This is a genomic window from Bradyrhizobium erythrophlei (assembly GCF_900129425.1).
GTDB lineage: Bacteria > Pseudomonadota > Alphaproteobacteria > Rhizobiales > Xanthobacteraceae > Bradyrhizobium > Bradyrhizobium erythrophlei_C.
Genome location: NZ_LT670817.1, coordinates 5354662 through 5379786, shown reverse-complemented (window position 1 = coordinate 5379786; position 25125 = coordinate 5354662). Strand labels below are relative to the sequence as shown.

General features: G+C 62.4%; 24 protein-coding genes. 16 read left to right on the top strand and 8 right to left on the bottom strand.

Annotated elements, in window-relative coordinates; translation table 11 throughout:
* Positions 1-18 precede the first annotated feature (18 nt).
* From B5527_RS25770 to B5527_RS25725, 8 genes are all read left to right on the top strand, one after another.
* The gene (locus B5527_RS25770; RefSeq protein WP_154072522.1) at positions 19-897 is read left to right on the top strand and encodes a hypothetical protein; all 879 of its coding nucleotides are present in this window, start codon (positions 19-21) and stop codon (positions 895-897) included.
* Between the two features lie 122 nt (positions 898-1019).
* Complete coding sequence (locus tag B5527_RS25765; RefSeq protein WP_079604045.1) at positions 1020-1289, top strand: hypothetical protein; 270 nt, start codon at positions 1020-1022, stop codon at positions 1287-1289.
* Positions 1290-1422: 133 nt separating this feature from the next.
* Entirely contained in the window at positions 1423-1722 is a 300-nt protein-coding gene (locus B5527_RS25760; protein WP_079604044.1) for a hypothetical protein, read from the top strand.
* A 169-nt stretch (positions 1723-1891) separates the two neighbouring features.
* Positions 1892-2080: a hypothetical protein gene (locus B5527_RS25755; protein WP_079604043.1), complete on the top strand. Its 189-nt coding sequence runs from the start codon at positions 1892-1894 to the stop codon at positions 2078-2080.
* Entirely contained in the window at positions 2077-3501 is a 1425-nt protein-coding gene (locus B5527_RS25750) for a replicative DNA helicase (protein WP_079604042.1), read from the top strand. The genes B5527_RS25755 and B5527_RS25750 overlap by 4 nt, the downstream gene beginning before the upstream one ends.
* Positions 3501-4400, top strand: coding sequence for a hypothetical protein (locus B5527_RS25745; protein WP_079604041.1), 900 nt, complete (start codon positions 3501-3503; stop codon positions 4398-4400). The genes B5527_RS25750 and B5527_RS25745 overlap by 1 nt, the downstream gene beginning before the upstream one ends.
* A gap of 536 nt (positions 4401-4936) precedes the next feature.
* Positions 4937-6085 (top strand): hypothetical protein, encoded by a 1149-nt coding sequence (locus B5527_RS25730; protein ID WP_079604038.1) that lies wholly within the window; start codon positions 4937-4939, stop codon positions 6083-6085.
* A 1362-nt stretch (positions 6086-7447) separates the two neighbouring features.
* Positions 7448-7885: a twin-arginine translocation pathway signal gene (locus B5527_RS25725; protein ID WP_079604037.1), complete on the top strand. Its 438-nt coding sequence runs from the start codon at positions 7448-7450 to the stop codon at positions 7883-7885.
* Positions 7886-7922: 37 nt separating this feature from the next.
* Here B5527_RS25725 and B5527_RS25720 read toward each other — a convergent pair whose 3' ends face one another.
* Positions 7923-9125 carry an FAD-dependent monooxygenase gene (locus B5527_RS25720; RefSeq protein ID WP_079604036.1) on the bottom strand — a complete coding sequence of 401 codons (1203 nt, stop codon included), beginning with the start codon at positions 9123-9125 and terminating at the stop codon, positions 7923-7925.
* Between the two features lie 7 nt (positions 9126-9132).
* On the bottom strand, positions 9133-9378 hold the full coding sequence (locus B5527_RS25715; RefSeq protein ID WP_079604035.1) for a zinc-finger domain-containing protein: 246 nt from the start codon (positions 9376-9378) through the stop codon (positions 9133-9135).
* Positions 9379-9619: 241 nt separating this feature from the next.
* Here B5527_RS25715 and B5527_RS25710 point away from each other — a divergent pair, with 241 nt between their 5' ends.
* On the top strand, positions 9620-10759 hold the full coding sequence (locus B5527_RS25710) for a hypothetical protein (protein ID WP_079604034.1): 1140 nt from the start codon (positions 9620-9622) through the stop codon (positions 10757-10759).
* A 201-nt stretch (positions 10760-10960) separates the two neighbouring features.
* On the top strand, positions 10961-11713 hold the full coding sequence (locus tag B5527_RS25705) for an alpha/beta fold hydrolase (RefSeq protein ID WP_079604033.1): 753 nt from the start codon (positions 10961-10963) through the stop codon (positions 11711-11713).
* Here the strand turns inward: B5527_RS25705 and B5527_RS25700 are convergent.
* Together B5527_RS25700 and B5527_RS25695 are read right to left on the bottom strand one after the other, a co-directional pair.
* On the bottom strand, positions 11699-13099 hold the full coding sequence (locus B5527_RS25700; RefSeq protein ID WP_079604032.1) for a hypothetical protein: 1401 nt from the start codon (positions 13097-13099) through the stop codon (positions 11699-11701). The two genes, B5527_RS25705 and B5527_RS25700, sit on opposite strands and share 15 nt — an antisense overlap.
* A gap of 428 nt (positions 13100-13527) precedes the next feature.
* Entirely contained in the window at positions 13528-13761 is a 234-nt protein-coding gene (locus B5527_RS25695; RefSeq protein WP_079604031.1) for a hypothetical protein, read from the bottom strand.
* Positions 13762-14148: 387 nt separating this feature from the next.
* Between B5527_RS25695 and B5527_RS25685 the strand changes: the two genes are divergently transcribed.
* From B5527_RS25685 to B5527_RS25675, 3 genes are all read left to right on the top strand, one after another.
* Positions 14149-17499 (top strand): AAA family ATPase, encoded by a 3351-nt coding sequence (locus B5527_RS25685; RefSeq protein WP_154072520.1) that lies wholly within the window; start codon positions 14149-14151, stop codon positions 17497-17499.
* A gap of 290 nt (positions 17500-17789) precedes the next feature.
* Complete coding sequence (gene cysE, locus B5527_RS25680) at positions 17790-18617, top strand: serine O-acetyltransferase (RefSeq protein WP_079604028.1); 828 nt, start codon at positions 17790-17792, stop codon at positions 18615-18617.
* A 165-nt stretch (positions 18618-18782) separates the two neighbouring features.
* A complete protein-coding gene (locus tag B5527_RS25675) occupies positions 18783-18995 on the top strand; it encodes a DUF3126 family protein (RefSeq protein WP_079607494.1) in 213 nt (70 codons plus the stop codon).
* A 1000-nt stretch (positions 18996-19995) separates the two neighbouring features.
* Here the strand turns inward: B5527_RS25675 and B5527_RS25665 are convergent.
* Entirely contained in the window at positions 19996-20709 is a 714-nt protein-coding gene (locus tag B5527_RS25665) for a hypothetical protein (protein ID WP_079604026.1), read from the bottom strand.
* Positions 20710-20936: 227 nt separating this feature from the next.
* On the opposite strand from B5527_RS25665, the gene B5527_RS25655 reads away from it, so the two are divergent.
* Positions 20937-21266 carry a DUF6949 family protein gene (locus B5527_RS25655; protein ID WP_079604024.1) on the top strand — a complete coding sequence of 110 codons (330 nt, stop codon included), beginning with the start codon at positions 20937-20939 and terminating at the stop codon, positions 21264-21266.
* A 48-nt stretch (positions 21267-21314) separates the two neighbouring features.
* Complete coding sequence (locus B5527_RS25650) at positions 21315-21845, top strand: gamma carbonic anhydrase family protein (protein WP_079604023.1); 531 nt, start codon at positions 21315-21317, stop codon at positions 21843-21845.
* 10 nt (positions 21846-21855) lie between these two features.
* On the opposite strand, the gene B5527_RS25645 is transcribed toward B5527_RS25650, so the two are convergent.
* Positions 21856-22260, bottom strand: coding sequence for a hypothetical protein (locus B5527_RS25645; RefSeq protein ID WP_079604022.1), 405 nt, complete (start codon positions 22258-22260; stop codon positions 21856-21858).
* A 276-nt stretch (positions 22261-22536) separates the two neighbouring features.
* Here B5527_RS25645 and B5527_RS25640 point away from each other — a divergent pair, with 276 nt between their 5' ends.
* Complete coding sequence (locus tag B5527_RS25640; RefSeq protein ID WP_154072519.1) at positions 22537-23157, top strand: hypothetical protein; 621 nt, start codon at positions 22537-22539, stop codon at positions 23155-23157.
* A 103-nt stretch (positions 23158-23260) separates the two neighbouring features.
* Here B5527_RS25640 and B5527_RS25635 read toward each other — a convergent pair whose 3' ends face one another.
* On the bottom strand, positions 23261-24148 hold the full coding sequence (locus B5527_RS25635) for a dienelactone hydrolase family protein (RefSeq protein ID WP_079604020.1): 888 nt from the start codon (positions 24146-24148) through the stop codon (positions 23261-23263).
* A gap of 332 nt (positions 24149-24480) precedes the next feature.
* Complete coding sequence (locus tag B5527_RS25630; protein ID WP_425305025.1) at positions 24481-24948, bottom strand: hypothetical protein; 468 nt, start codon at positions 24946-24948, stop codon at positions 24481-24483.
* Between the last annotated feature and the right edge of the window lie 177 nt (positions 24949-25125).

Below are 25125 nucleotides of genomic sequence, written 5' to 3'. Positions count from 1 at the left end.
CACCAGCGGAGGTGCGCGATGGCAGCGGGGCTAGACCACGACCATGGCGGGCTATTCGAGAGAAGCCGCGCGATCGTCAAGAGGTGGACAGACAAGGGCGGTTTGGGCTTTGTCCGTAGCGCCGCAGCTTGCCAGTCATTCGATGAATTTTTGCGCGCCTCCCAAGTCATGCCCAGTGAAACGCTTGTGGCCCTTCTGATTCTCGCGGGGCGAGCTGATGAGCATTTCGGCGATATCGCTAGCTACGTCGATTTGCCGGCATATAAAAAAATGCGGCTCCTAAAGTTATTGCTCCGTGCGAAGCGCCGCTATGATCTTCTAGAAAGTTATACCAAAATCCCGCGCGGCTCGGGGGCAAAGCCCTTGCAACGACTCGCTCAGGGCATGAGTAAGATAACAGCGTTTGCCGATGCGCTGAGAAAAGCCGATCTCCAGGCGGTGAAAGCGTTTCAGTTGCTAGAAGACGCTGGCGAGCGTTGGGCGGATGAGCAACCGAAGGCATGCAAGCCCGGAGGATTGCCGATAGGCTTTCCCTTGCCCTTGCCGATAGAGGGCGTTTCCTATGGAGCGGCAGCATTTATTGAGAACTTTTTAGAGTCCGCCCGCATTATGGGGGGCTGGATTGCCGAGGCTCAATTGCCCCTGCCAAAGCGCCAGGAATGGCCGGCCACTATTGAAAGCAGTCCAACGCGGTGGCTTTGCGGTGAAAAGCTACCTCAGATTTACGAACGGGTTTTCCGGCGGGAGTTCAAGGCAACCATTTGGGAGGGCAAGGCGTCGCGGGCCAGTGAAGGCGCTCTATTTGCGCAAGCTGCCATAGCCGCGTTGGGAATGGAGCCGGTGACACTCGAAAATATCAGCGCCCATTGGCACAATGCGCAGAAGAAGGCTCCCTAACTAAAGCGGCGGCCAAAATAGTCGCCCCGTTTTGTTAGAGACCCCCCGAGGAAGCGAATAAACCCATCCTCAGTTTCAACGTGTTCGCGCGAAACCGGGCGAACAAACTGAGGGTGAGAACGATGAGCATTCAAGACGGCGCTAACGACGCGGGCGACGCGGGCGATTTGGCGAACAACGTGAAGATGTGGCTGGAGGCCGGCATTCCGGCAGTGATCCCCGGCTCTCAATTCCGCGACTTATGCCCGATGGGCACCACCTTTTTTTATGACGAGATTAACAGCGGCCGGCTTCGCGCCGTGAAGCACGCCGGCAAGGCCTGCATCCCGATTGAGGAAGCGGTCCGCTACAAAAACAGCCTCCCGCCCCTTGAGCCGGCCATCGCCGCTTAATCCCTGAAACCAGAACTCCCCGTCGAATGCGGTCATAAAAAATGGCCGCCCAACGGAGAGCGGCCATTTCGCGATTTCTAATTCTGACTGATCCGATCGCCTGCCAGCGATCAAACCAAAGGAACATCTGCAAGTGCATAATCTATCGAACAAACCCGTAAAGGGCAAGGCCAATAATAATTGGGCGCCGCCACCTGAGCAGGTCGCCAAGCCATTTACCAGGACCGGCGCGTATCTGCCGATCAACAAACGCGAGGGTTTCAAGGGCGAGTTGGAGGACCGGGCCGGAAAATCCCTTGTTCGCATTGCTCGATTGAAGCCGGACGCCTCTGGCATCGCGCGCCCTGCGGGGGCGTCCCTTGTGTTCGCTGCGAAGCATCTGCCCGGCATGATCGCAATGTTGCAGGCGTTGCAGGCTCGCGAGGACTCATAATGGGCAGCCTCGCAGATATCGAACTACAGCGCAGAGAGCCCCCGCACATATCCAACCCGCCCGCCACGATGGCCGGGGTGTATCTGTGCCGGCGTTCCTGCATCAATCCGGTTATTGCCGATGTTGTCGCTTCTCTCGCGGGCCTTGGCCCTAATCAGAGGGCCGCGTGATGCAGGCAACCGAAACCCTCTGGAACAACTTTTGCCGGCTGCGCTTGCAGTCGCGCGCCTATCGAGCGGTTGACGACCCGATAGTGGCTCAGGCTCATGCCGATTGGCTCGCCAGCTATTTGGCAGAAAGTGAAGCGCCGCAGGCCTCAAACGTTCTGCCGTTTCGCAAGCCGCGGGGGCGCGCATGACCGCTCCCGCAAACATCGATGGCGCGACGCTTCACAGTATCGAGCTTGAGCAAGCGATTTTGGGCGCAGTGCTGGTCAACAATAGCGTGTTTGACATTATCGAGAGCAAGCTAACCGCCTCTGACTTTTTCGAGCCCCTTCATTGCGAAATCTTTGACGCAATCGCCAAGGTCCGCGCCTCGCATGGCGTTGTGACGCCGGCTCTTATCATTGCTTCGATCGGCGGTGACGCCAATCAAGTCATTGTTGAGGGGATGACGCGGCGCCGGTATATTGCGCGCCTCGCGGCTGAAGCCTCGGTTCCCCGCAACGCTCTCGCGTATGCGAAGCAAATCCGAGAATTTGCCGATCGGCGGAAGATCCTCGCAACGGTTGAAACTATGTCGTTCGGCATTCAGGGCAACCAGCCTGCGGCCGATATCGCAGGCGCCGGGATTGAACTGTTAGACGAAATCGCCATGCAAGCCTCCGCGGGATCGACGCCGCAAGTAAGCTTGCGAGAGGCTAACGATAAATCGCTGGCGCGAATGCAGCACGGGATGCAGAACCCCGGCAAGCTGGCGGGCATGAGCTGCGGGCTTAGAGGGCTCGATAGCAAAACCGGCGGCCTCAAGCGCGGGGAACTATTCATCCTTGCCGGCCGTCCGGGCATGGGCAAAACAGCGCTGGGGCTTTGCATCGCCCGAGCGACGGCAGAGGCCGGCGAACCTACCTTTTTTTCGTCGCTGGAAATGGGGGACGTGAGCCTTTCGGATCGAAGTTTAGCCGATTGCGCTTTTGAGCGTAACAGGCCGATCCCGTACTATGACATTGCGAACGGCACTCTAAACGACGCGCAAGCGCAGCGCGTCATTGAAGCCGCACGGCAGCAACGCGATTGGCCGCTAAAGATCGACCCGGCGCCGGGACTGACCGTTTCGCAGATCGCGGCTCGGGCTCGCAGGCATAAGCAAACCCTGGAACGTCAAGGGCTGCGGCTCGGGCCGGTTATTGTCGATCACATGCACATTGTCAGGCCGTCCAATCGCTATTCCGGCGCCCGCGTCAATGAGGTTGGCGAAATTTCCGCCGCATTGAAGGGGCTCGCGAAAGAGCTGGATGTTCCCGTTATCGCGCTGGCGCAACTGTCCCGCGCCCTCGAAAGCCGCGACGATAAGCGGCCAACGATGGCGGATTTGCGTGACTCTGGAACCATCGAGCAAGACGCGGACGCAATCATTTTTGTGTACCGCGAGGCCTATTATCTTGAGCGATCGACCGGCGCGAATGCGGAGCAAGAGGCCGCCCGGGTTGACCGTCTGATAGACGCCAAAGACCAGCTAGAGGCCATCGTTGCCAAGCAACGCAACGGCCCAACGGGCACGGTGCATCTGTTCTGCAACATCGCTTGCAATGCCGTCCGCGATCAGGAGGGCATTTGATGCGCGCTGTAACCGGACATATCAACGTCGCCCGCTCGATTTTCGATCATCCGATGTTTGATGATGGCCGCCCCCTGTCTCCCCGCGAGGCTTGGCTTTGGCTGATATCAAACGCGGCATGGCGACCCATGCAAGTCATGGTCCGCAACGGGCGATCACAGCAGCTTGTCAGCCTGGAACGCGGGCAGCTCACTTATTCGCGGTCTTTCCTGCGCGTGGCGTGGTCATGGAAGTCGGATAAATCGGTTCGAACTTTTCTGGCTAAATTGCGGCAAGAGCAAATGATAGACCTTCAAACGGGCCAGCTTCAAACCGTCATTTCTATCTGCAATTACGGGGTTTTTCAGCATGGCGGCAGCCCGGCAGGGCCAGCAAACGGGCCACTGGAAGGCCAGCAAAGGGCCAGCAATGGGCCAGAAGAAAACATTATAAGCATTAAAGAGAAGATGCTCCCGCCGCCAAGCCCTTCGGGCTTTGATGAGTGGTACTCGGTCTATCCGAAAAAGAAACAGCCTCAAGCTGCCAAGCGAGCCTTTGCCAAGGCCATCGGATCGGGAGCGATAACCCTTGACGCCTTGATGGCGAAAACCAAGGCGTTCGCCGTCGAGACTAATTGGCCGGCCCTCTCAAAGCGGGATCGGCAATTCATTCCGTACCCGGCGAGCTGGCTTAACGCTGGCGCCTATCATGATGAGCCGGAAGGCGGTGGCGGCGAGCCCGTGCCGGTTGCCCGCGATCCGCGATCCTTTACGGACGGCGATTGGCAAAAGCGGCTGACCTATTTCCAAGACAGCCAAACATGGCTTGAGGTGTGGGGGGCAAAACCCGGCGAACCTGGCTGCCTTGTCCCCTCGCATTTGCTTCTAACTCCCGTTTCAAGCGCAAAAGGTGCGGCATGAGCAGAATGTCGGAACTGATTTATCCTGACGCGCCCGGCTTCAAGGTCTCGGGGCCTTCCGAACAAGCCGCGGAAGCCATGGGCAGCACAGCCAACAAAAGGCGGGCTGCTGTGCTTGCGCAGATCGCTCAATATCCCGGCGGTGCGACCGCGGACGAAGTTGCAAAGGATCTCAACCTTTCGGTTTTGAGCGTTCGGCCGCGCGTTAGTGAGTTGAAGCGCTTTGGCAAGATTAAGCAGACTGGTGGCCGGCGGAAAAATGAAAGCGGGATGACCGCAACCGTTTGGCGGATCGCGGGGGCTCTCCGATGACGGATGCGCCTTATTGGCCCGCTGCACTTCGGCTGGATCAGGCGGCCGAATACTCTGGCCTATGCGTCGATACATTCAAAAAGAAATGTCCGGTAAAGCCCATCGAGTTCACGCAATCCACAAGGGGCCATAGATATTTGAGGGCTGGCCTTGACGCTTGGCTTTCATCTCTGGACCCGAACGCGCAACCATCCCCGGCCGGCAGGCGCCTTGGGGAGCGAGTACATGGTGGTCAAAGTGCGTCTTGAGGGACTCAATATCGTCAAGTCGCGGGGGCGATGGTACGTCTATCGCCGGTCCAACGGTGAAGTCCTCATGAAAGGTTTCGAGGGGACGCGCGAAGCGCTATTGCAGCAATTGGGCGAGCCCGCCTTCATGCAGGCCTACAATCGGCCTCGGACCCGCGCGCGGGCCGCCAGCACGTTTGCCGCCGACACTCTGGGCGGCCTGGTGCATTGGTTCACGAACGGAGATATCGACCGCAAGGATGCGGCAAAGGCAGAAACTGGCGGTGACGCTGGCGATGCAAAGGCCGGTTATCCGAAGTGGAAGAAATTGGCGCAAGCCACACGCAAGGATTACCTAGCCGCGTTCGAATACCTTCGAGATGAATTTGATGTGCTGCTGTCCGGGATCACGACAACCGACCTTTATGAGCTCCGCGACGAATGCGCGCAAAGGAAATGGCCGCGCTTTGCTGACAAGATGATATCGGCCCTCTCGTCAATGTTCTCGCAGGGCGTGAAGCGCCGCGGCAGGGGCCTGACCAGCAACCCATGCCTTGGCATGGACAAGGCTCACGACGCTGACCCCAACGCCAACCGGGAGTGGTTTGCCGACGAACTGCCGGCGGCACTGGCTCACGCTCCGATGGAGGTAAAGATCCCGCTGATGCTGGCCCGGTACGGCGGCCTCCGGGGCCAAAGCATCGTGGTCGCCGGCTGGAAACAATATAAGCCGGACGAATTGACCGGCATGGCCTTCCGTTTCATGACCCGGAAGAACAAGCAGAGCGTCTACAGCCCGGCGATGCAGGAGTTGCAGGACTTCCTTGCCGGCGTCAGCCGGTCATCCCCTCTGATCGCCGTGCGCGATGACGGGACGGTATGGGCGAGCGAGAAAGAGATGCAGACCCGTGTCAGCCACTTTTTGCGCGACTTGGAGCGAGAGGGCCTGATAGGCGCCGGAACAACCTTGCACGGCCTTCGCGTCTCCTATGCGGCATGGTGGAAGCGAACCGGCGGCGCGACCAATTCGGAGATCGCCGATCTACTGGGCGATAAGTCGGAAAGGATGGGGGCTCACTATACGCGCCACGTCGAGGCCGAGGCCAATGTCATCCGAGCATTTCAGAGGGTGAAGCGGGAAGCCTGATGCCCGATTCAGATGTTTTGCAAACCTCGTCTCGTTCCATCGGTTTTGGTCGTCGCTACGACCGCGGTTTTGCAGAAAACATGAGTATTTTCAAAGGCAGCAAAGAATTTTAAGTCCCTTGCGTCTACCAGTTCCGCCACGTCCGCGCCGTTGTTTCATAACGTTTTTTCGGCTTCGGGCAACGGCTGTTTTCCAAAACTCGGTGGGCGTTTTCCAAACCGGTGCGAAATCTGTTCACGAGGCGTCCTTCAAGCACCGTACCGCGTTCCGCGATGCGGGGCGGCGTGGTGTAGCGCGGATGGGATGACTGCAGGCGATATTTTAATTTTTCGGACGGGTTTGTTCGTCTCGCGTGTCGTGAGTGGAAGACGGCGTGGCGGAACCGAGTACCCTCAGAGATCGGCGACAAGGTGTCGCGTGGAAAGGTGTCGCGTGGATAGGACGATAAGATAGGACGATAAGGTTGATAGGACGATAAGCAAGAATGGAGTGACTCTGCCAAAACGTGAAGGGCGAGCATCTAAGCATAACCAGCGACAGCATTCTCCAATGTTATTTGTCGAGAGACCCGACGCACAACGCGGGCCCTGTCGCCTCGCCGGAGTGTCCACTAACGGAGACTAGGATGCGAAAAGCAGCTTTCACTATTCTCGGTGCATTGCTGATTGCCGGATCGGCGGTGCAAATGGCGACAGCATCAGAGCATCAGATGCGCACTGGTCGAGGCCATCACCGTTGGGATCGAGCCTATGATCAGTTGAGGGAGCCCTCCTATGCAGCCCCGCGAATGCGCGACGGCTACAGTAAAGGTGGCGGGCCATCCAACCCTGCGGCTAAGCTGTCCAACCCTGCGGCTAATGAGACTAGAAGCTGCGATACAATCTGGTGCTACCCAGACTGATACAGGGCGTCGCGCGCTGGTTTAGCCCGGTCGGCAGCCTGTCCGACAACAACGGTACAGGATGCTGTAGAGTCATCCGGTAACTCTCTACGCGCGCGCGGTGCGCATGGCCGCAAGCAGCGTGTCAAATGTGAGGGCCATCAGAGGCCCCCAAAAATGTTTTCCAAATCTCGCTTCTTCCGGCAGGTTGATGCCGAAAGCGAGATCGCGTTTTCCAAAAAAGATGAGACCTTTCAGGGGGCGCAAGGCAATTTAAGTCCGTTGCGTCTACCAGTTTCGCCACGCCCGCTTTGGTCACGAGATCAGATACTTAGCGCGTTTTCCGGCCAAGTGGAATTAGCCTGGCCTTAAAGAAAACGCACCTCTTCATTAGGCGAGCAAGCTGCTTAAGGCAAAGCCTCAATGCCGACATCTGCGCCTGCTTTACGCAACCTCAAGAGTTGTCGGTTTACCAAGGTCACATGATCGTCCGAGCCAGCCATACCCTGCACTTGTCGCGCGGCGCCGCCGTGGCGGCGCTGCTGGCGCTCGCCATCGGGCTCGCCGGCTGCGCGGATATGGGAGACAGCTTTGTCGCCGGCGCCTTCGCCGATCCCGCCAAATACGATTTTTACGATTGCAAGCAACTGGAGGCCGAACGCAAGGCCCTCGCCGCCCGCGGGGCGGAGTTGCAGGGGCTGATGGCCAAGGCCGACACCGGCGTTGCCGGTCCTGTCGTGGCCGAGCTCGCCTATCGCAACGATTATATCGCCGTCCGTGCGCAAAGCCGGCTTCTCGAAGAGAACTGGCGCCGCAACAAATGCCAAGATTCTCCGCCGGGAACGGCTCTGGCGGCGCCACCCGCCCCACCCAAAAAAGACAAACGCGAGCAGATGCGCTCCGGCAACGCGGTGTATTGAGGCAAGCCGCGGGCACGCTTGCGGGATCGCGCGCGCGTCAAACCCGCCAGTCGTAAATCCAGTCCTGCCGCGCCAGCATGCGCCTCGCGCCCATCGCCTTGATCGCGAGATCGCGCGCGAGCGCGGCCGGGCCGGTGAGGTGATAGATCCAGCCGTTCCGCCGCGCGACGCGCTGCACCCGCGCGACGCGTCCGCGGCGCTGTCGTGCGTAGCGTTGCATCGCGACGGCCATCGTTGGCCCGCCTTCGTGCTGGGTTTCGCTGACGCATTTCGCCAGCACCGCGGCATCCTCGATCGCCATTCCCGCGCCTTGCGCGGCAAACGGCAGCATGGCGTGGGCGGCGTCGCCCAACAGCGCGATCGCGCCCTGGGTCCATTCGCCGCCGTCGGGCACCGTGAACAGCGCCCATTTGCGCCAGCCGTCGACGGCGCCGATCATCATCCGCGCGTTGCCCGGCCAGTGCGACGATGCGAACGTGCTCTTGAGTTCATTGCCGTCGCCGGGCGCGCTCCAGCCCGGCCTGTTCCACGTCCCCGGCACCGCGGCGACAATATTGATCTGGCGCCCGCCCGAAATCGGATAGGCGACAAGATGCGCGTTCGGTCCCATCCAGAGCTGAACCCGCGGCGAGGTATATTCGCGCGGCAATTGCGTGGCCTCGAGCGTCCCGCGCCACGCGATCAGCCCGGAGAATTGCGGCTGCACATCCGGAAACAAATGATGCCGGACCGTGGACCAGATGCCGTCGGCGCCGACCAGCGCCAGCGCCAGATCCTGCTGGCGCGTCATGCCGCTGCGCTGAACCACGGTCAGCCCCTTGGCGTGGGGCACGACGTCCTCGAACTGACAGCCGAGCCGCAATTCGATGTCGGGATGGTCGTTGACCTCGGCCTGCAGCGCCGCCTGCAGGTCGGCGCGATGCACCACCCAATAGGGAGCGCCGGCGCGCGCCGTGGCGGCTTCGCCGAGCGGCAGGCGGATGATTTCACCGCCGCTTCGCGCGCTCATCAGGCCGATGGCCTCGGGGATGACGGCGCGGGCCGCAAGCCGCGGCTGCAATCCCAGCCCGGCCAGCACGCGGCTGGCGTTGGGCGATAGCTGCAGCCCGGCGCCGGCTTCCTCGAGCCGCTCGGCCTTCTCGAGAATGACGACGCGAAAACCGCGCGCCGCGAGCGCCAGCGAGACCGTCAATCCTCCGATCCCGGCCCCGGCGACGAAGACGGTGCGCGACGCCGCCACCGGCCGATCAGGCGGCCTTGTCCTTCACGACGCATTCGGGCGGCCGGGCCTGGCCGGGCGCGAGGTCGGCGGCGTAACGAAACAGGGTCGAGCAATAGGGACAGATAATCTCGTTGTCGTTGCCGAGATCGAGGAAAACGTGCGGGTGATCGAAAGGCGGGTTGGCGCCCACGCACATGAATTCCTGCGAGCCGATCTCAATGACCGAAACGCCGGCATCGTTGTGAAAGTGCGGAACGACATGATCGGACATTGTATTCACCTTGAGTGGCAATGGAGGCAGTCGCAATCAACCTGACGCAGCACCGTTGAAATGCCGCGCACCATATCGGCGGGTATCGTTGATTCCCAGAGCCCGGACTGCTGATTTGTTCATGCAAATTCGACACAATCTTGTCGTCCAGAGAAGCCCTTCTTTCGTCGGGGCTGTTGTGTCTTAAAAGCGGCACGCCATATTGTGGGAAATTGTAGGAAACGAAAACACCGGATTTCGGATGAAACGGTTGGGGATCGGTTCGGCATTGGCTGGCACCGCGGTGTGCGCACTGGGGTGCGCGCTGCTGTGGCCGCACGCGCGCGACGCCGGTGCCATCCTGGCGGCGCAGGATGATCCGGCCGAACTCTCCGATCTCGAGCTCAATTCTGCCCTGCGGAACAATGCCGCCGTCATCGCCGGGAATATCGAGGCCGCGCTGACCGCCGGCGACGCCGATCTCGCCGATAGCTTTGTCGACCTCGCCAGGGAGAAAAACATTTCCCTGAGCGACGATCTTTCGCGGCGTGTGAGCGATGCGGTCGCGGAAGAAAATTCGGCGTCGCATCGTGCCAAACGCTTTGCCACCGGTCTTGTGACCGGAAACGCCGACGATGTCGCGAGCCTGTCGGGCACGGTCGCCGGCGATCTCTTTGTGCTCGGCGACATCAGGGATGTGGTGCGCGAAGGCAAGCATCTGGCGATGGGTGAGGACACCGATCGTCTGGTGCTGGGCCTCGCTGCCGTGGGTCTTGTGGTGACGGCGGCGACCTATGTTTCCGTTGGCGGCGCGGCGCCGGTGCGCGCCGGCCTCACCATGGTCAAGGATGCCCGCAAGGTCGGGCGGCTGGGCGAGGGACTCACGGAATGGGCCGGCCGGTCGGCGCGCGACATGGTTGATGTGCCGGTGCTGCAGAACGCGGTCGCGTCCGGCTCGGTGATGCGGCCGGGGCAGACCGTCACTGCGATCAGGGCCGCGTTCTCTGCCGAGAAGGCCGGCGCGCTGGTCCGTCTTGCAAAGGACGTCGGTCGCGTCGGCGAAAGGGCGGGGTTTCGCGCCGCGCAGGATACCCTGAAAGTCGCGGAAGGACCGGAAGACCTCGCGCGCGCCGCGCGGCTGGCGGAATCCAGGGGCGGCCAGACCCGCGCGATCCTCAAACTGCTCGGCCGCGGCGCATTGCTGCTGGCGGCCGGCGCGTTCAATCTGACGCTATGGGTGTTCGGCGCGCTGCTGGCGCTGTTCGGCTTCCTGTCCTCGATCAAGGCCACCACCGAACGCCTGACCCAATCGTGGCTCATTCGCAAGAAAGCGCGGCGGTTGCGAAAGCAGATGGCGGCCGCGGCTCAGCCGGCTATGGCGACGGCCATGGTGCACGGGTAATTTGGTCCATGAATTTTAGTTTTGATCTTCGCGCGAGTTCAGCCTTACCTCTCCCATCGGGAGAGGTCGCGAGCATCTTGCGAGCGGGTGAGGGGTTAAGGTCTAACGATAGGCCGTAACCCCTCACCCCAACCCTCTCCCAACGGGAGAGGGGGCTCACTTCCGCCGGAGCAACCATCTCCCACAACAATGGAATGACCGATGCCGAGTTTTCTCAACGGCGATGTTGAAATTGCCTATCTCGACGAAGGCGAGGGCGATCCCATCCTGCTCGTGCATGGCTTTGCGTCGACCAAGAACGTGAACTGGGTCTATCCGGCCTGGGTTTCGGAACTGAGGAAAAACGGCCGCCGCGTCGTGGCACTCGACAATCGCGGCCATGGCGACTCTGCCAAACTCTATGACGCGGAATCGTATCACATCCCGATCATGGCCGCCGATGTCACGGCGCTGATGGATCACCTGAATATCGAGCGCGCCGACATCATGGGCTACTCGCTGGGCGCGCGGATGACGGCCTGGCTGGCGCTGAGCCAGCCGCACCGGCTGCGTTCGGCGATCTTCGGCGGCATCGGGATCGGACTGATCGAGGGCGGCGGCCCCGGCGAAAACGTCGCGGCGGCGCTGGAGGCGGACTCGTTCGAGGTGGTGACCGATCCGGTGGGGCGGACGTTCCGCGCCTTTGCGGACCAGACCCGCTCCGATCGCCGCGCGCTGGCAGCCTGCCTGCGCGGCTCGCGGCGCCTGATGACTTCGGGGGAAGCCGCGGAAATCACCGTACCGGTGCTGATCGCGGTCGGCACCGCGGACGAAATCGCAGGCTCGGCACCGGCGCTCGGCAAGATCATCCGGGGCTCGCAGGTGCTCGACATTCCCAACCGCGACCATATGCGGGCGGTCGGCGACAAGGTCTACAAGTCGGGCGTGCTGGATTTTCTGTCAAAACGACAGTGAATCCTCGTCCGTCTCGTCGTCATCGGCGAAGTGCCGGATCGCGGCGAGCAGCACCACGAAGGTTGCGATCCAGACCAAGCGGGCGCCGTAGCGATCATGCGGTCCCGATATCACGCCGCAAATAAACGCGTTGCCGAGCATGGCCAGCGAGACCGTCGCGGCAAGCAGCGCGAGATCGTCGGGCCGCCGGCGCCAGATGGCGCGGCCCGAAATCGCGAAGACCAGCAGCAGCGAGAGCAGCGCGACCGGAACGTGGATCCAGTTGATCGCGGCAAAATCGATGTCCCAATGTTGCTGTCGCGCCGCGCGCATCGGCGCCAGTTGTTTCGGCACATAGCGCTCGATGATGCCGTAGGTGTGGGGGAGCCAGCCAATGGTGCCTTCGCCGGTCGCGACATGAACCAGTTGCTGCGCGGTGGCGGTGATCGCGGCCTCGGCTTGCCAGAGCGGATATTCGGCGAGCGAATGCAACGCGATATATCCCATCTCCTCGTTCATGCCATTGAAGCGGCCGAGCGTGTCGAACATGCTATGGCCCCACAGAAAATCATCGGCGGTGGCAGGAAGTTCGTCGCGATAGGGACAGAGCTTGAAGTGCTGCCGCGGACAGTGATCCCGCAGGTAGCGCGCGACGATGCCATCCTGCAGCATGCGGCCGAACGCGACGCCGCTGCCTCCCGGCGTCCATGCCATTTGTCCGGACAGCGCGAAATTGGCTGCCAGCAGCATGGCGGCGCCGGCGACGATGGTCAGGCTGCCCTGCGCCAGTCCCGCGATGGCGATTCGCTCGCGCAGCAGGGGACGCACGATCCAGCCGGCGCAGCACAGGCCGAAAAGCACCCCGAGCGTGGCGCTGTGGGTCCCCGCCGCGAACGCCGTAAACGCGAACAGCAAACATTTTTCGACTGTGGAAATCTTGTCGCCGTGCAGCACCAGGATAAACAGCGACAGCACCGACAATCCGGCGAAGATGTCGGTCAGCAGCATGCTGGCGAGCCACGGCAGCGCCGTGGTCAGGATCAGGGCGACGCTCAACGCGATCAACCGCGCCGGCCGCGCCATATTGAACACGCGCAACGTCAGTTGCAGGATCCACAGCGTCGCCAGCGCCTGAATCCCGAGATTGAGCCAGAATCCGGAATCCTCGCCGTAATGCAGGTAGAGACCGAACACGGTGGAGCGGCTGGGGACCAGATAGCCTTCGTACCACCGGGCCAGGTAGCCCCCGGTGTCCCATTGCAGCAGCGGAAACCCATTCCATAGCGCCGGCGCGAGCAGCATCAGGGGGATGGCGATGGCCGCGGTCCAGACCCGAGCCGAGTCGGTGACGCGCGCGCGTAAGATCTGCGTATTAATTGCTGTTGCCCCCCAATGTCCGGCCACCATGCCCGGATCATCTGGGCAGCGGAAATCCGCAAATAGTTGCAGGCTTGGTCGGTATTATGGCGCCAATGCCGCCCCGGGCGATGACATGAACCGGGGCGATTGTCCGCTACCCCGAAGATTCAGAAAATTCCGCATGGTGGCGCCGCTATAGTCGGCGATCACGTTTGCTTGGCGCGCATTTCGAAGCGCGCCACATGCCCTTGGCGCAGAAGATGGTTCGAACTTGTCATCAATGTGAAGGCTGCGAAGGCGATTGACCTCGCAGTGCCCTCGACCTTACTCGCCCGCGCACAAGTCTGCCGATTTGCCGGTGATGCAGCCGACCAGGTTCGAACTCGCGATCAATCTCAAGACGGCGAGGTCGCTTGGCCTCGCTGTGCCGCCGACACTGCTGGCCCAGGCCGATGAGGTGATCGAATAAGTGCGCCTTACAGCGCCGGACGCTCGGACACAGCATCCCCTGCGGTATGGTCTGCCGCCAGCAGCAACGATTCAATCGCTATCTGCCACGCGGTGGTCTCGTGCTCTGAGTGGGGGAGGGTTATAATATACCGTCTGGCGTCCTCGAGAGTCCGCAGCGTCTTGCCGTTGGGCAAAATAATCGGTCGATCAAAGCGTCGCTCCCAAGACACAAAAAAACTCCCCCAGAGAAAAACTTCCATGGAACCTCGATACAAGGTTGGGGCGCAACGTTCGTTCCAGTCAGGCTCTGCGGTGTAATGCCTCACAGCCGGCGCCAGGGGCAGGCCGCCCGCGTGACGTGGAAGATGCCGTTGATGGTCTCGCGCGTCGGCCACTCGCGCGGCCTGCCTGTCGCGCCGGGCTTTCCGCAAGTGCGGCGCAATCACGCGTCACTCCCGCATCGGTCAGATCGGTCTGGTATCGGGTTACAATGCGGCTATGCTGTCGTCGAATAGCCGGCGTCCACACGGCGAATCCAGTTTGGTTCAGCACCCCCTGGAATCACGGCGGACGCCAGTGACACGCCCCTTTTTCAAGAACTGCCTTTTTCAAGAACTGCCTCTGACAACGGCCTGGGGGGATTGAAATTGGACATCGACGGATGGCTCCGCGGGATCGGCTTCGCGCAGTACGCGGAGATGTTCCGCGCCAACGACATCGACATCGAGCTACTGGGCCGGCTGACCAACGACGACCTCAAGGACATCGGCGTCGTGTCGTTGGGCCATCGCAAGAAGCTGCTGGAGGCGATCGCTGATATGGGCCGTGCGCCCGCGGCGGCTCCCGCGCCGCCGCCGGTTGTGCCCGCGCCGATCCCGGCGAGTGTTGTGCCGCCACCGATCTCCGCCGCGGTCGAAGCCGCCGGCGAGCGCCGGCACCTCACCGTGATGTTTTGCGATCTGGTGGGTTCGACCGGCATTTCCGCGCAGCTCGATGCCGAGGAGTGGCGCGACCTGGTCGGCGCCTACATCGACGCGGCTTCGGCGGCGGTGGTGGAAATGGGCGGCCATGTCGCCAAGAAGCTGGGCGACGGGCTGATGTCGCTGTTTGGCTATCCGGTGGCGCAGGAAAACGATTCGGAGCGCGCCGTGCGGGCGGCGCTCGCGATCCAGCGCGCGCTTGCCGAGTTGAACCGCAAGAATTCCGGTTCGGCGAGGCCATCGCTCGCGGCCCGCATCGGCCTCGAAACGGGTCCGGTGGTTGTGGACGCGACGGGCGAAATCTTCGGCGACGTCCCCAACATCGCAGCGCGAGTGCAGGCGCTCGCCGAGCCGGGCGCGGTCGTGGTCACGGCGCGGGTGCAGCGCCAGGTCGCCGGCCTGTTCGTCGCCGAGGAACGCGGCAGTCACATGCTGAAAGGCGTGCCCGAGCCGGTGACACTATTCCGGTTGGTTCGGGCGAGCGGTGGTGGACGGCGTTCCGGCGCGCGCAATCTCACGCCGCTCGTCGGCCGCGGCGAGGAAACGGCAATGCTGATGCGGCGCTGGGAGCGGGCGCGGCAGGGCGACGGACAGCTGGTGCTGATCGTCGGCGAGCCGGGACTCGGTAAATCCCGCCTGATCGAGGAATTTCATAACCGGCTGCGCGACACGCCGCACACCTGGCTCGAATGGAGCTGCTCACAGCTCCTGCAAAACACGCCGCTTCATCCGATCGCCGAATGGGGCCGCCTGCGCTTCGGCGGCGCCGATGTACCCGCCGAGCAGCGTCTTGCGGATTTGGAGAGTTCGCTGGCGCAGGTCAGGTTCGATCCGGCGGAGAACGTCGCATTGCTCGCGCCGCTCTTGGACATTCCGCCGCCGCAGGAACGCGCGTCGACGTTGGCGCCCGAGGAGCTGCGGCGCCGGCAATTGGCGGCGCTGACTGGCTGGGTGATGGCGGGTGCGCGGGTTCAGCCGGTGGTACTGGCGTTCGAGGATCTGCATTGGGCCGATCCGACCACCCTCGACGTGCTGGGCGGCATGGCCGAGCGCGGCGCGCTGGCGCCTTTGTTCATCGTGGCGACGACGCGGCCCGAGTTCCGGCCACCATGGGGCATGCGCTCGAATCACGGCACGATCTCCCTGGCGCCACTCGATCGCCTGCAGGTGCGGGAGATGGTGGCGGAGCTCTCGGCGCGGCACGCGCTGCCGCGCGAGGTGGCGGAGGGCGTGGCCGCGCGCACCGGCGGCGTGCCGCTATTCGTCGAGGAAGTGACGCGGCTGTTGTTGGAGCGCGGTGAGCAGGGCGGCATCCAGGCCATCCCGCCGACGCTGCAACAATCGCTGATGGCGCGGCTCGACCGGCTCGGCCCGGCGCGCGAGGTGGCGCAGGTCGGATCGGTGATTGGACGGCGCTTCTCCTATGGCCTGCTGCGCGCGGTGTCCGCCATGGAGGACGGGCCGCTGCAGATGGCGCTGCAAAGACTCGCGGAAGCCGACATCCTGCTGGTCGAGGGCCTGCCGCCCGAATCCGGTTATCGTTTCAAGCACGCGCTGATCCAGGACGCGGCTTATGAGAATTTGCTCAAGAGCCGGCGCCAGGTTTTGCACCGCCGCGTCGGCGAGGCGTTGCTCGACAATCTCGCCGCCACGGCGGCGGCCGAGCCCGAGTTGATGGCGCATCACTTCACCCAGGCGGGCCTTACCGAGGCCGCGATCGAATGGTGGGGCAAAGCGGGACAGCGGTCGCTGGAGAGCTCGGCGCTGGTTGAAGCGGTAGAGCAGCTCAAGCGTGCCATTACCCAGATCGCGACCTTGCCGGCCACTGCCGCCTTGCGCCGCGAAGAGATCAAACTGCAGGTCGCGCTCATAAGCCCTCTTATGCATCTCAAAGGCTATGCCGCGGAACAAACCAAGGCGGCTGCGGAGCGGGCGCGCCTGCTGATCGAACAGGCTGAAGCGCTTGGAGAGCCTCCCGGGGACCCGCTACTGTTGTTCTCCGTCCTCTTCGGCGTCTGGGTCGCGAGCTACGTGGCGTTCAACGGTGAGGTGATGCGGAGCCTTGCGGCGCAGTTTCTGGCGCTTGCCGGGAAACAAGGGACGACAGCCCCGCTTATGGTCGGCAATCGCATGATGGGCACGTCCCTGCTGTTGACGGGGGACATCGCGGAAGCCCGGGCGCATCTCGATCGGGCGATCGCGCTGTATGATCCTGTCCAGCATCGGCCGCTGGCAACGCGATTGGGCCAAGACGTCCGGGTGTCGATCTTGTCTTATCGCTCGTTTGCCTTGTGGTCGCTTGGCTATCCCGCGGCCGCGCTCGCGGACGCCGACCACGCGCTCAAGGATGCGCGCGAGACCGGTCACGCCGCCAGTTTGATGTTTGCCCTGGCCGTCACATCGTGGACTCATATCCAGCGCGCAAACTACGCGACTGCGAATGTCCAATTGGATGAAGTTGTCGGTTTGGCGGGCGAAAAAGGCGCCTTGTACTGGAAGGCGCAAGGAATGTTGGAGCAAGGTTGGCTTTTTGCCCTGACCGGCAAAGCCTCGGACGCTGTCGACAGGATCATCGCCGGACTCACCGAATGGCGGTCAACCGGATCAACACTGCTGATGCCGTTTAACTTATCCTGTTTGGCGAGAGCCTATGCGGAACTCGGTAAATTCGATGACGCCTGGCGCTGCATCGGCGAGGCGACAACGACGATGGAGACAACCCGGGAAAGATTGTGGCAGGCCGAGATCCATCGGATGGCCGGCGAAATCGCGCTGCTGGAGCCGGACGCGGCGAAAGCGGAAGCGCATTTCGAGCGCGCGCTCGCGGTTGCGCGTGGGCAGCAGGCAAAATCCTGGGAACTGCGCGCGGCGATGAGGATGGCGCGGCTGTGGTGCGATCAGGGCAAGCGCGATGAGGCCCGCGACCTTCTCGCTCCGATCTACGGCTGGTTCACCGAGGGCTTCGATACCCTCGACTTGAAGGAGGCCAAGGCTCTGCTCGGCGAGCTGCACGCCTGACAACCAATTTCGAAACGGGCTCTCAAAGTCGGGCCGGGCATTTGGCCCGCTGGCATTTGCGCCATAATACCGCGCCGGCCCGCTTGATTTCCTGAAATTCCCGACCACCTTGAGCCGACGCTTTCACAGAAGGTGGATTTCGGCCGGCGCGGGAAAATGTGCTGCTTCAATGCATTAGCGCACAAGTCAAGCCAAAGCTGACGTTCGCCTTGGCCCAAGGCGCGCCTTGAGACGGCCGTCCGTCCGTCGTACAATGCCGGACGAGACAATCGCACGTGCGGGAGCAATACATGGCCATGCATCAGATCAATCCGCAGGGCGCCAAACTGGCGGCGCTCGATCCGATCTGGGATCGGGTCCGGACCGAGGCGGAAGACATCGTGCGCCGCGAGCCCGAACTGGCCTCCTTCATCTATTCGACCGTGCTGCATCACGAACGGCTGGAGGATTCGGTGGTGCATCGCATCGCCGAGCGGCTCGACCATTCGGCGCTGTCGGGCGATCTGATCCGCCAGGCCTTTGACGAGGCGCTGCGCGACGATCCCGATCTCGGCAACGCCTTCCGCGCCGATATGGTCGCGGTGTACGACCGCGATCCCGCGACCTCGCGGTTCATCGATCCCTTGCTCTACTTCAAGGGTTTTCATGCGCTGCAGACCCATCGTCTGGCGCATTGGCTCTATCAAAAGGGCCGCAAGGATTTCGCGTTTTATCTGCAGAGCCGCTCGTCGGCGGTATTCCAGACCGACATCAATCCGGCAGCCCGGATCGGCCGCGGCGTCTTCCTGGATCACGCCACCGGGTTCGTGTGCGGCGAGACCGCTGTTATCGAGGACGACGTCTCGATCCTGCACGGCGTCACGCTCGGCGGCACCGGCAAGGAGAACGAGGACCGCCATCCCAAGATCCGCCATGGCGTATTGATCGGGGCGGGGGCGAAGATTCTCGGCAATATCGAGGTCGGCCATTGCGCCCGCATCGCCGCCGGCTCCGTCGTGGTGAAGCCGGTGCCGCACAACGTCACGGTGGCCGGAGTTCCCGCCAAGATCGTCGGCGAGGCCGGCTGCGCCGAGCCGTCACGCACCATGGACCAAATGATCAACGCGATCGGACTTTGACGTCGTGGCGCGTATTCCGCAAAAGCGGGGAGCGGTTTTGCGACCGGAATACGCGCAAGTTACAAGCCGTCTGGATTGCATGCACGATATCTGCAAGTTGGGCTAGCCCTTCGCATCGTCTCATCCTAAAACTTCCCGAAACCTAAAATCGTATTGGAGACTGCCGTGGACGTTCAGGAAGTCAGGAAACTCGACGCCTATCTCAAGCGCCTGTTCGGCAACCAGAAGATCCGCGTGGTGCCACGGCCGAAGAAAGACGATTCCGCCGAGGTCTATATCGGCGAGGAATTCATCGGCGTGCTGTTCGTCGACGACGAAGACGACGACCGCTCGTTCCAGTTCCAGATGGCGATCCTCGAGGACGATCTGGTCGAGTGAGGCCGGCGGCGGCGCAGGATACAAGCGCGCCGGCGGTTTGATTTCTCAGAGTCTCACTCGAAATCCCGCCATTGGAAGCGTGGGCTTATCGTAGAATTCGTCATGCCCGGGCAAAGCGCGAAGCGCATCTTTGCGCTGGATCCCCCGGGCATTCTCGTCTTTTGGCGGCGGCGAAAAGGCGTGGACGGCCGGGACAGCACCCCGGCCATGACGAAAAGTGGATCGTTTTCAATCGCTTGGAAGAAGCCTCAAAATGATGCTGGCTGCTTTTCGGTCAGACCCTCGGGGCGCTGCTTTGCGCGGCGCCGGTTCACGTCAAAGCCATCTCGCGTCGGCGCCCTGAAATTTCTGAATTTCAGAAACATCGCTTGCCGCCTGACCCAAATCAGTAATATATCCTCGCCGTCCCGTCCCGAAAGAGGGGCGCTCGCGCGATCGTCACGGACGCGGGGCGGGATGCGGTGGACGCGGAATGCGCTGCAGACGACAGGCGCATGCGCGGACGGCGAAGTCGTGTGGTCCTGATGCCTCGACGCCGGCATCAAGTTTGCAAATCTTTGGCAAGCGACGGTGACAAGAAAGCCGATCACCGGGGAGAGCACGTATAAGCCGTAAACCATTGCGTGCGGGAATGTCGGGTGATTTCCGATGGCTCGCTGTGAATACTCGTGTGCATACTTGCTACCAATAGCGCACACGAGGCTGCGGGTGCATCGGGCGCCCGGCATTCCCCACGCCCTCTGTTTTCAGGGCGGATGTTTTTAGCAAACCTCGGACGCATCGCGTCGCGAGATCGCGAAAGTGTGGCTGTATTCGCCGTCATTGCGAGGAGCGAAAGCGACGAAGCAATCCAGTTTTCTTTCTCGCTGATCCATGGATTGCTTCGCTTCGCTCGCAATGACGGTAGACGCCAGTGATGGATCCGAGAGGCCGCAGCGTACTGGACACCCCGCATGCGCGGCGCATGACGACTGTCATTCCGCGTTGGCAGCACGAGACCTCATCCTCCCGTTCCGTGCATCTGCGCCGTCAACCGGTCCATCGCATTGGCGACGTCGCGCCATTGCGCGAGCCAGCTGCGCGGAAAGCGAAACGTCAGATCGGCGCCGTCGATGCGGCGCTCGCTCAGGCACATTCCGGGGGTGGTGCTGTCGCGGCTGCAGCGCGCGGTGAGATCAGGCGTGTTGGCAAAGAACAGGTCTTCATGGCCGTACGGCGTGCCATCCCGGAACGCGCGCCTGGTCAATCCGTCCTGCCCGGGCGTCGAAGCCTGCTCCAGATAGCGCGGATAGATGGTGCGCACGCGGGCGTCGGGCGCCAGGCTGTCATGGTGCGCCGCTATCGACAGAAAAATCCGGTCGATCGGCTGGATGGTTTCCTCCACGGTGTCGGCGCTGACATGTTTCGGGGAATCGGAAGCTTCCAGCGAAGGATAGGCGAAGCTGAGATCGACGCGTTCCTGCGGTCCCGAGTGGCGCTGGATTTTCATCCGGATCGCCGCGGTCGGCACGTTGAAGATGGTCGCGCCGACGCTCACCGGCAAACGCGCCGGAGCGCTGGAGCCGTCCGCTTCCCAGGTCGGCCACAGCAAATAGGCGATCAGGGCCATCGCGCCCGCGGTGATCGCGCCTCCCAGCAGGATCGGAATCAGGTGGCTGCCGCGTTGCTCGCGCGAACCGCGCGCGATCTGCTGGGCCGTCGAGTAGAATGTCATGAACGAAGCATGGTGGGTGGGATGTCCAGGGCGAATGCCGAATCACCGGCGAATATGCCATGCGCGATGGGATTTCCGCACGGTCTCGCGAGATCGAGGGTTCCGCGAGCCATGCGCGGATCGCGGTTCCAGCCTGTCGCCGTTAACCTTTCTTTAAGGATGATGTGGCGGCCGGCGGCCAATTTTGCGAAGCAAGGCAGGTTCTGTGGCCAGTAGAAGAGCATGCGATGTCGGCAGATGCGTTGAATTCCCTGTTCTCGCTTTGCATCGGCTTCGCGCTGGCGGGCGCACTCTCCAGCGGATATCAGGCGCTGGTGCAGCGTCCCGCGGGATTCGGGCTGCTGCAGGAGGGCGCGGTGCCGAAGGCTTTCGCCGCGGTGCCATTCCTGGTGTTCGCCGCTCCCTTCATCATCATGCGCAATACGCTACGCGGGGCGCCGATCGAGCGCCGCCGCTTCGAATTCGTGATGATGGCGACCGTGCTTGCCGGGTTCTGGAGCCTGATGTCCGGCACGTTTTTCCTGATGACGCTGCGCGCCGCCGGATTGCTGGCCTGAACGCGAAGGCTATGCCAAAGTCTCCGCGAACAGGAGACCATCAAGGCTATGGCTATCTACGAACTCGACGGGCAGGCGCCCGAACTTCCCAGCGACGGCAATTATTTCATCGCCGACACCGCCACGGTGATCGGCAAGGTTCGCCTGCACAGTTCAGCGAGCGTGTGGTTCGGCGCGGTGTTGCGCGGCGATAATGAGTGGATCGAGATCGGCGAAGGCTCCAATGTCCAGGACAACTCGACCTGTCATACCGACATGGGCTTTCCGCTGACGATCGGAAAGAATTGCACGGTGGGCCACAACGTCATCCTGCACGGCTGCACGCTGGAGGATGGCTCGCTGGTCGGGATGGGTTCGATCGTCATGAACGGCGCCAGGATCGGTCGCGGCAGCATCGTCGGTGCGGGTTCGGTGATCACGGAAGGAAAACAGTTTCCCGAGCATTCGCTGATCATCGGCGCGCCGGCGCGGGTGATCCGCACGCTCGAGCCTGCGCAGCTCGCCAAGATGGGAAGTGCCGCGAAGTTCTACGCCGGCAACGGACCGCGGTTCAAGAAAGGCCTGAAGAAGATCGGCTGAGGGCGGCGCTTCAGGTGCCCTCGGCTTCATCGGCCTCGGCCTCGCCGGCGACCTGCTCGTGGCCGGCCGCCCACAGCGAATGTTCGTCGCTGCCGTCGCGATAGGGATTGCCTTCCGCCGGAATGTTCTTTCGCGCGGCGCGCTGGCCTTCCTCGAACGGGTCAGGATCGGTCGTCATGATTTTCGCTTCCCTTGATGGTTTCGATGTTGCATTCTTTTTCGCGGGCGCCTCCGCGGGCGATGCGCTCCTGGCGCTCTTGCGAAGCGCGTCCTTGAGGTCGAGGGGAATGCCGTGTTTCCTCAGCACGTCGGCGAACGCCTCGTCCGCGAGCTCCTGAATGGTCGCCATCCGGTCGCGGCCGAGCTGCTTCAGTTTATCGAAGGTTTCGTCATCGAAGGCGATCAGCTTACGCACCCGTCGTCACTCCTGCGACAGCTGGAGGCTCGCCAATTCAAGCGGCGCGCTGACGAATGGTTCCCAAAGGCTCGGCAACGCGTCGTGGCGACCGCAACCGCGTCAGCGCAGTGACGCTGTTTTTACCGTCGCCATCCTCTCGGCCGCAAGCGCTGCGAGTCTAAACTCGAATTTAAAGACGCTCCTGGCGTTGCCTATCAATTTCCCCTGAAGCCGAAACTATATGTTCGCGCGTGCGTCTGGTTGCTGGGAGCGAATTATCGACGGAGTAGAAAGATGTTACGCAAAACGATGATAGCCTTGCTCGCAGCCGCCGTAGTCGGCATCGCTGCGCCTGGTGCCGCGTTGGCCCGGGGCGGCGGTGGTGGTGGCCACGGCGGCGGTGGCGGCGGTTTCGGTGGAGGCGGCGGCCACGGGTTTGGCGGTGGTGGGTTCGGCGGCGGCGGCGGTTTCCACGGCGGTGGGTTCGGCGGAGGTGGTTTCCACGGTGGTAGTTTCGGCGGCGGCGGTTTTGGTGGCCGCGGTTTTGCCGGCGCACGCGGCGGAGCCTTCGCGGCTAATGCCGCGATCGGCGGCGATGCCGTTCGCGGCGGAGGCTTAGGAGCCGGTCGCGGGTTCCGCGGCGGCGACCATGGGTTCCACGGGCGCGGATTCCGCGGGCGTGGATTCGGCCGTGGCTTCGGCTTCGGCTACGGGCTCGGCTATGACGACTATTGGGATTATCCGGACTACGCCTACGACGACTATTATAATTACCCGGACTACGCCTACGGCTACGGTTACCCGGATTACGCCTACAACGATTCCTACTATAACAATGGCGGCTGTTACGTCGTACAGCGGCGGATCCACACCAAAGCCGGCTGGCGCGTTCGACCTGTCCAGGTTTGCGGCTGATCCCGCTGGCCTCCGGCGGCGCCGGGTAAGCACCTTGCCGCCTGAGCAATAATACGATGGCGCGCGGCCAGCGGGCTGCGCGCCATCGGCGATGCCGTACTCGTCAGCCCAGCACCTTGTATTTCTTGAACCAGGCCTGCATCCGGCTCCATGCATCCTCGGCGGCTTCCCGGCGGTAGCTGGCGCGATAGTCGGCGTGAAAACCGTGCGGCGCGCCCGGATAGGTCTTGAACTCAGCGGTCTTGTCGGCGGCCGCCAGCGCGGCCTTCAGCGCCTCGATCTGTGCCACCGGAATCCCGGTATCGGCTTCCCCATACAGGCCCAGCACCGGCGCCTTCATCTCGGGCGCGAGTTGAGTAGGGCTCTTCGGCCATAGCGGATTCGGCGGATCGACCGGCGGGCCATAAAACGCGACGCCGGCCTTGAGGGTGCCGGAGTGGGCGGCATATTCCCACACCGTCCGTCCGCCGCGGCAGAAACCGACGATACCGAGCCGGTTAGTGTCGCCGCCCTGCGACTTGGCCCAAGCCACCGTGCTGTCGAGATCGGAAAGCAATTCCGCGTCGGGCTTGGAATTCACGATCGGCAGCAGTTGCTGGATGTCTGATATCCTGAGGAGATCGACACGCTTGCGGAAATAATAGTCCGGCGCGACGGCGAACGCGCCGAGCTTGGCGAGACGCCGTGTGACGTCCTTGATGTATTCGTGCAAGCCGAAAATTTCCATTGCGACCAGCACGACCGGCGGATTGCTCACGCCCTTCGGCCGCGCGAAATAGCCGGGCATTTCGCCATCGGCCACTTTTATCTTTGCATCGCCCGCGGTGAGGCCATCGGTGTCGGTCTTGATGACGTCGGCGCGAACGGGTCCTGCGGCCAGCGTATAGCCGGCTGTGACGGCGGCAGAAGCGGTCAGGAAGCCGCGGCGCGAAAACGGCGCGACTTTTGTCAGCCCGATGACATCGGACGTGAGAACAGGTTCGGCGCTCATGATGGATTTCCTACGGTCTAATCTGGGAAGCGCATTCAGCAAGCGATCGCAGCGCAACGCAAATCACCAGCCTGCGAGCATCCATCCGCTCGACGTCGGTGGCCGACACGGCGCTGGTTCGGACGAATCGGGGGGGGGGCAAAAACAGGGCACAAAGAACAAGGCCGTCGGCGCAGTATAACGCTAACGGCCTTGCCAGCCCCGGACATTGAAATCGGCTTGCGCCGCCCGGTAAGCCGCACGATGACCCGGATTCGTACGGGCGAATGTGATCCATTTCACAACTTGCGCAAAAAAGTTGCGACCGGTCGGCTCCTGCACATTGCTGCGGGTCAGCCCGGCGGTTTGGCGCGCCTGCGATGGCTGGCTGCTGCGCGGGGTTTTGGCTCGGCCGAGTGGCTAACCGAAGGCGGATTGGATGCTTCGGAAGGCGGGGCGCTCGCGAAAGCCTGTCGGAGGCCGTCGATCGCGGTCGCGAGACCGGCAACCTGCTCGGACAGCCGCTTTGCATCGGCTTGTTGCGCAGCGAGAAGGCGCTTTACTGTCTGCAATTGGTCCTGAACGACTTGCAACTGATCGATCGCTTCCTGTTGCGAGATCTCCAGGGCGTTCGTTTTCACGACAAGCTGCTCGGAGGCCTGGGCGTTGCGCGCCTGCAACTGGCGGGCGGACGCGGTGCGGTCTTGCTCGGGGTAAGCGCCGGTATAAGCGCGCCATAGGGCGACCGATCCGGCTCCGATCAGGATGACGACGAGGGCGGCGGCGGTGAGCAGGATCGGCTGCGCGCCGATACGCGCCATGCCGCCGGAGTTCGCATCGTCGGGCCTGACTTCGGTCATGAAACTGCAAAGCCGCTCGGGAGGTGAAAGTTCCCGGCCTGCGGGAGCGGCATTTTCAACTGGTGAAATCTCAACAAAACCGAGGTTTACGCGCGCCCCCAAAAAAGTTGCGGCCAGCTCTTGGGGGAGAGCTGGCCG